Consider the following 7,292-nt stretch of genomic DNA (forward strand, 5'->3'; position numbering starts at 1 on the left):
CTTTTAATTATTATGACATTTTGAAATGTATAAGTATAGGTTTTGTATTAAAAAATGAAATGTAGCCATGCAAGTGTCAAGACTCTATCCTGTGTGGGACAGTTTTTAAGTATTAGAAGTGGGCATCTTTGCACATATCTTGTTATTTGAAATCCTGATTCCCACTAGTGGTAATCTTTCGAGTACCATAAGTTACTGTCCCTTTACCCTGTGGCATTGATAAACCGCATCTTGCAGTTTTCCACTAAAGATATCATCATAGTTGGTATCTAACTGTTGATATTGAAGGCTGTTTTTGTATGGTCGAATAATATTTAGTGGACAAAGAAGGCGTATATCCCCAAGAGAATAATTTTTTTACGACATTAAGTAAGTAATATTTTCATTAGAAGAAAGTCACTCCCCGCCAAGCTGAGTCCCTAAAATATTCAGCAGTATAGGAGGCAGTTTGCACGCTATAGACATGAGGGTTTAGAATCATTATACCTAATGCCCTGAGAAAAATTGATCTGCTTCCAGTTGATATTGTGCCGTATCGCCAGGGTATGACCTGTCGTGCCAGCTCATTGTTCTCCAAATCCCAGGATGGCCCGTCCAATGTGAGCAATGCGTAGCTCAGGCTCATTAGGCCGGATACAAGTGTGCCGCGGGCAGTGACAGTGAATAGAGTCTGATAGCCGCTTCGCCTTAGCGCGCCTTGCAGACCGTCACCAACGGTAGCGCGGGAGTTTTCCGGCAATGCCACGCCGATTACCTGCAATATCAGGTCGTGCTGCGCTACATCAGGTGCTAGCTTTAAAGAGGGTAGCGCCCGGAATAAAACCGGGCTCAGCATTTTCAGGAACCGGAGAAATCTCTTTAATGGGCGAAGGCAAGAGAGGCGAGGAGGTTGTCGCGCAGCCACTGAGCAAGGCAGTGACGACAAAAAGCCACTTTGTGAGATGGATCATAGGCATGGTTTAGCTCTCTGTTACGATGAACTGTTACCTTCGTCGGACAAATAGATTTGATTAGCAAAAAATGTGCAATGACCAAAACCGTTTTGATCGCAACTGCACCCCTCAGCAGATTTGGTCGTGCTAGGCAGTCTCTTGCGGTTTGAGGGCTACTCTTATTTTGGAAGATAATCAAAAAGATAGGGAGGCAGTAATGCGGATTTCCCGAATCCGGTTAATTAATTTCGCCAACTTCTCCGACGTTGATGTTGAAACGGGTGAGAGTATTGTTATTGTTGGTGAAAACAAGGTTGGCAAGAGCAATTTTATTCGCGGCCTGCAACTGATTCTTGACCCAGCGTTGTCTGAGCGTGACCGTCAACTGGGTTTTGAACATTTTTGGGATGGATTGGGCGAAGACAAATTGGGGGAGACCATTGAAATTTCAGTAGATTTCACTGATTTCACTGACGATCCCCGATTGATGGCTCATCTGAATGACTGTGTCCTTAATCCGGGGCCTCCGATGGTGGCCCGCCTTACCTATCGCTTTCAGCCCAAAACCGAGTTAAATCGAGCTCCAGAATCGTTAAAAGATTATGAGTATGTGATCTTCGGTGGTGCTGATCCTGACATGCCTATTGGTGGTGCGTTTCGTCGTATGTTGCCCATCGATGTTCAAGGCGCGTTGCGTGATGCTGAGAAGGATCTTTCAAGTTGGCGCAATTCACCCTTGAGGCCGCTTATTGAAGAACTTTCCGCATCTCTGGACGAGGAGGATCGTGAGGAGATTCAAACCCTGGTCGATGAGGCTCAGCGGGAACTGGCTGGGCATGATGAGGTGGTGGCGACAGCCGAACGAATTAGCGAACGGTTGATTGCTATAGCAGGTGAGCAACATGCCGTTCCGGTATCGCTCGGACTTGCACCGACTCGCGTTGATGCGCTGCTACGTAGCCTGCGTTTGCTGCTCGACAGTGGCATTCGGGGCATTGGCGATGCCAGCTTGGGGACAGCTAATCTGATTTTTCTGGCTCTGAAAAGCCTCGAACTTGATCGTCTTGTTGATGACGGAGAGCGAGACCATACGTTTTTCGTCGTCGAGGAGCCTGAGGCACATTTGCATCCGCACGTACAGCGCCTAGTCTACCGTTATTTCCTGGGTACTGACGGGGAGAATGGTGATGAAAGGGCACCGCTGACAACGATCCTGACCACCCATTCCCCACATATTGCCAGCGTCACGCCTGTCAGATCTATCGTTCTGCTGCGTCATGACGCAGAGGACGAGAAGACTATTGCTGTTTCAACGGCGAACGCACCGTTTACGCAGCGGGACGAAGATGATCTGCAGCGCTATATCGACGTCACCCGCGGCGAAATATTCTTTTCACGTGGGGTGATCCTAGTGGAAGGGGATGCTGAACGCTTTCTTGTCCCTGCATTCGCCGATGCTCTTGATATTCCCCTCGATATGCTTGGGATCACGGTGTGCTCGATCGGTGGAACAAATTTCACTCCGTATGTGAAGCTCCTGGGGCCACGGGGGCTTAATATTCCGCATGTGATTTTGACAGACCGCGATCCTATGGCGGTTGGAGAGCCGCTGGTTCGTAGGAGACTTATCAATATTTTAGACGTGCTTGAGGGAGATGTTGACCATGATGATATGGATACCGATGAAGTGATTGCACGTGCCGGGGTGTATGGATGCTTTGTCAATGAGATCACCTTGGAGCCTGAGCTGTTTACCGGTGGACTGGCCGAAGCCATGCAGTCGGTCATTGAGCGGGAACTATCTCTGGCGCAAGTTACCTTAGATCGGATACAGGCATGGGTGGATGACACGGACCAGCTTGATATAGCCCGGTTGTTGAAACTAATTGAGCGAATTGGCAAAGGGCGGTTCGCCCAGGCGCTGGCAACTTCGGTGTCGGAGGATGTTTGTCCGGATTACATTCGCGAAGCACTGGAGCATATCCGCGATGCCGTTGCGTAGTGTCAGTGCAGCCTATTTGGCTCAGGCTGCCGAGCTGGCCGGGAATCCGGGCCAGTTAGCCGCGTATGAATCCCGTGGGCATTGCGTGGTACTCGCCGGGCCAGGTAGTGGTAAGACCAAGACGCTCGTGCTGAAGCTGGCCCGAATCCTGGCCGAGGATGTTCAGGCTCCACGTGGCGCGGCATGTATCACATATAGCCAAGAATGTGCTCGCGAGCTGATCCGTCGTCTCGAAGCGCTGGGGCTCAGAGAAGCACCGAATCTCTTTATCGGAACCGTCCATGGGTTCTGTTTGCGCCATCTGTTGATGCCCTATGGACGACTGGCCGATTTGCCAATCCCATTTCCGCTTTCAGTAGCTTCTCAGCGTGCTAGCGAGCGGTTACTTCGACAATCTGGTGACCGTCTCTTTGGCCCAAACCATCCCTATAAGGCTATTGATCTCGGACGACATCGCCGTTCGGTGCTGAACCGCAACAGTGTTGCTTGGCGTGCAGAGGAGGAACTCGCTGCCTGGGCCGAGGCCTACGAAGCGGCATTGCGGCAGGAAGGGCTAATCGACTACGACGATATGGTGGTATTCGGCCAGCGTCTGATCGTCGAGCATGACTGGGTTCTACCCTTGGTACAGGCGAAATTTCCGATCCTTGCGGTTGATGAATATCAGGATTTGGGCGTTGCGCTCCACCGTATAGTCAAACGCCTGGCTTTCGAGGGTGGCGTACGCTTATTTGCTGTGGGTGATGCAGACCAATCGATCTACGGTTTCACTGGTGCCGATGGTGCGTTACTCATGGAACTGGCAAGCAGGAGAGACGTTGAAACAGTCAGGCTTCAGTTGAACTATAGATCAGGAACGGGCATCGTCAATGCATCTGAGATGGTGTTGGGTGAGGTTCGTGGTTATCGCGCAAGCGACCCGAACCGCCAGACAACCATTACGTTCCAGCTGTGTCCGGATGGTCTGGAGGATCAGGCTGTCCATGCTGTCGCGCAGATTATTCCAACTGCGTTAGCTGCTAAGCCGGGTCGAACGCTGGGTGACATCGCCATTCTGTACAAGGACTACCGTGCCGGTGATGTGGTGGCCGATGCGGTGACCGCTGGCGGTTTTGATTACATTCGTGTGGACACCGCAGCACCTTATCGCAAGGTTGCCTTGACGAGCTGGGTGGAGGATTGCGCGGCATGGTGTGCTGGTGGTTGGCGTATTGGGCGCCCTCAACTGCGTGGATTGATAGACCGTTATCTGGCATTTCATCGGGCGAGACTGGATGATGCATGCGCCCGGCGCAAGGGACAGGAGTTAACTAGGCTGCTTTGGGCACTTCGCACCGACCAGCAACCTGCGTGCGATTTTGTCGTGTCGTTGCGCAACGGACTCGTTGATTCCCTGCTGGCTACTGAACCGGCACTTTCTGATCAGGCTGAGCAACTGGAACACATGACTGCAGCACTTGCCGAAGGCGGTGCGTTGGCGCTGCTGGACATAACGAGCCTAGGTGGTCGTGACGGCTCACCTGAACACCTCAATTTGCTGACGCTTCACTCAGCCAAAGGTTGCGAATATGACGTGGTCATCATGGTCGGTTTGGATCTGGGGAATTTGCCGTGGCGTAATGAGGCGCCAGAGAAGCTGCGCGAAAGCCGTCGTCTTTTCTATGTGGGGCTGACCCGCGCACGGGATGAGGTGCATATGCTGTATTCCGGTTTTGTTGATGGTCGCAACGGCCCTATGCGTCTAGGGCGTTCCCCATTTCTGGATGAACTGGAGGCGCGAATGCGAGGGGCCGGTTTATGGTAGTCGGGAATAAATGCGTGATCGAATCTGTGGACAGCCAGCAAAAGAAAACGCCGATAATTGCGCCACCTTCCAATGCTGAACCAAAGGCACAATGCATCTTCCATAATTTAGTCCACTGAACAGGTAAATCATCACCTGCGACTGAAACTGGACCGAAAGATGGTTTGCTACCCGTTAAAAGCGATGAAAAACGATAAACGCTCTAATTTCAAAGCCGCCAGCATGGCATCGAAAACGCATCGTTATTTGATGGATAAAATTTGAGTCTGTTAGCGATTCACCAATCAAACCAAAGCAAGAGCCCGCTCAGGTTTCCCTGAGCGGGCTCTTCAAATTGACTGGACTCGTACTTCATTTGTATCCCTTGTTACAAGGGATGATAATATTTTAATAAAACCACCCCTAATTCATAAGGGGTAGTTTTATTTTAAATTAACCTGTAATAAACAATTTTGACTTGTTGCTAGGCGTTTTAAAATTACTCAATCCTCTCTTTTGCCCTGCATCATGACAAACTAAATATATAGGATATCGTTTATTGTCCCCAATTGTTTCCATATCTATTTTCTTGTTTTTCCCTTCTGCATGGTATTCACCGAATAGATCAGGCTTTGGTTTCTTATTTGTTTTTTTAAAAACGGTATCAAAAGTCAATAAAAGATTGGTTCTTTCTAATGTCCTTTTTTTTACCTTGCAATAGTGGAAGTGATATCCAAAGTTATGGTTTTCAACCACAACACCTTCTTTTGTACCTGGGATTTGTAGGAGATAACATATATTGGGTATTGATTATTGAGGCACAAGCAGCTTATGTTCTCCAAGTAAGATAGCATCACTGTAAATAGGAATGATATCAATAACATCATGATAAAATGGTAACGGAGTTTTAAATTTATTTTAGTATTTTTTCCATTTATTAGTATTTCATTTTCTTGTCGTTGCAAGAGCGTTTCCAAATGAAATTCGATCATCGATTCAAGTTTAAATATTATTTCAAGATAAGATTCTATATTCTTTTCGTCAGGAAATTCTCTTAGAAAGTTCCAATGAAATCTTCTGTTCCAATCACCTATTATTTCTAGCTCATGGATGATTTTTCTAATAAAATCTATTGTTGACCTATCTACTGTTTCCATAGGTTGAACCTTTTTTTGTAGTCGATTTTATATTTTGTCATAACAATAAGGAAATTAATCAGATATATTTAAATTATTCTGTTGCCTTTAATTGCTTGCCCATTAAAATAGTCTAATTGTTATCGGTCAATCGATTTTCTTAATTATTTCATGCAATGCTTCCCCGGATGCTCATGTGCCGGAAGGCAAATGTTACACCATTGCGAATTACGATATCAGTTTTCCCGGTTTGATGAAACAGCTCAGCAACTGGCGCAAGGGACCGGGTGTTTTATCCGGATAGACCTCAGCAGGACGGCCCCGGTCAGGGGTAATCCCGTTAAAGGCAGGATGACCATCAGTGATGCTCTCTGTACCGCACTCGCGGGGGCGGGGCTGAAAGTGACTGAACAGCAGGCTGATTCGATAACGGTCAGATGATGAGTGCGGAAAGAGGATAAAGTATGAGTAAGATATTGATTTTTTTATGCTGTATACCCTGGCATTTTCAGCATTGACTTATGCCGGGCAGAGTGACTCAAAGGACGGGTGCAAACTGTAGCGTACAAATGATGCCAACGGCGGAGCCAGACTTGCCGGGGAAAACGGTCTGCGGGGCATGAATGGTTGACCGGGAGGAACCAGACCCTCGCCTGATGGCAAATACTATCTCCCCGGCACATATGAGGAATGTTATTCCGGGCATTAAAGCTCCCTGCACCAGAACAGATATTCGTCCGGAGCGCAGGATTATGAGAGAGCCTGAGGTAGCCATATCCTCGAGCTGGGGTGCGGCAATGGAATGATGGCATCCCTGTGGTTTTCCTGTAAGTATCACAGTGAAAACCAAAGTTTAGCATCCCTCAATCTAAAGTAGTTAATGTTTGTAAATGACATCATCAATTAGTCCGACAGGTAACCCGTTTTCCTTATTTGCACTATAGTGAGCAACAGTTATAGCTTTTAATCTGTCAGAAAGCTTATCAGGGACATCATTGTCTACAACAATTATCTGACACGGGCTTCTTTTTTTCTGCGCATAATTGGTTATTTCTATGAGTGCATTATAGATGTTTTCATATTTTTCTGGATCAGAAATTCCTTCATCAATATCATCTTTTATATTGGTCTCGGATGCATATTTCGTCTTCAAGTTTTTTCCGAGATACTTACCTATAGTATCAAGCATCAAAAAACGAGGATGGTTTATGTCTGAGTCAATAGAGCTCTTTAATATTGATGACATATACCCTATGGAAATAATAGTTCTTAAACCTCCAGATGTAATATTAAAATAGTCTCTATCTCTTACAATGGGCGAGAAATGTTTTTTACTTATACTTATCCCAGTTCTATTTTTTATTTTCACACCGGTTAAAAAAATCATCAAATCATCCCCTAAAGAAGATAATATACCATCTATGCTAGGAGCATTAACT

3 protein-coding genes and 2 pseudogenes are annotated in these 7,292 nt (G+C 47.0%); 3 read left to right on the plus strand and 2 right to left on the minus strand.

The features are described 5' to 3' along the window. Positions 1 to 1,149: 1,149 nt before the first annotated feature. The 3 genes and pseudogenes from IM295_RS22545 to IM295_RS23185 form a co-directional block, all read left to right on the plus strand. Entirely contained in the window at positions 1,150 to 2,934 is a 1,785-nt protein-coding gene (locus IM295_RS22545) for an ATP-dependent endonuclease (RefSeq protein ID WP_193067354.1), read from the plus strand. Next, on the plus strand, positions 2,921 to 4,738 hold the full coding sequence (locus IM295_RS22550) for an ATP-dependent helicase (protein ID WP_193067355.1): 1,818 nt from the start codon (positions 2,921 to 2,923) through the stop codon (positions 4,736 to 4,738). Before IM295_RS22545 ends, IM295_RS22550 begins: the two co-directional genes overlap by 14 nt. Before the next feature lie 174 nt (positions 4,739 to 4,912). Then, positions 4,913 to 5,002, plus strand: a pseudogene (locus tag IM295_RS23185) (hypothetical protein); the annotation flags it as partial. A gap of 168 nt (positions 5,003 to 5,170) precedes the next feature. Here the strand turns inward: IM295_RS23185 and IM295_RS22555 are convergent. Together IM295_RS22555 and IM295_RS22560 are read right to left on the minus strand one after the other, a co-directional pair. Then, a complete protein-coding gene (locus IM295_RS22555) occupies positions 5,171 to 5,473 on the minus strand; it encodes a hypothetical protein (RefSeq protein ID WP_126981310.1) in 303 nt (100 codons plus the stop codon). 1,257 nt (positions 5,474 to 6,730) lie between these two features. Beyond that, positions 6,731 to 7,292: pseudogene (locus IM295_RS22560) on the minus strand (exonuclease SbcC); the annotation flags it as partial.

This window comes from Enterobacter cloacae complex sp. P14RS, assembly GCF_014895895.1.
In the GTDB taxonomy this organism is placed as follows: Bacteria; Pseudomonadota; Gammaproteobacteria; order Enterobacterales; family Enterobacteriaceae; genus Enterobacter; species Enterobacter bugandensis.

Coding starts and splice junctions, on each gene's coding strand:
- IM295_RS22550 (WP_193067355.1), top strand. CDS start 2,921: ATGCCGTTGCGTAGTGTCAGTGCAGCCTATTTGGCTCAGGCTGCCGAG.
- IM295_RS22545 (WP_193067354.1), top strand. CDS start 1,150: ATGCGGATTTCCCGAATCCGGTTAATTAATTTCGCCAACTTCTCCGAC.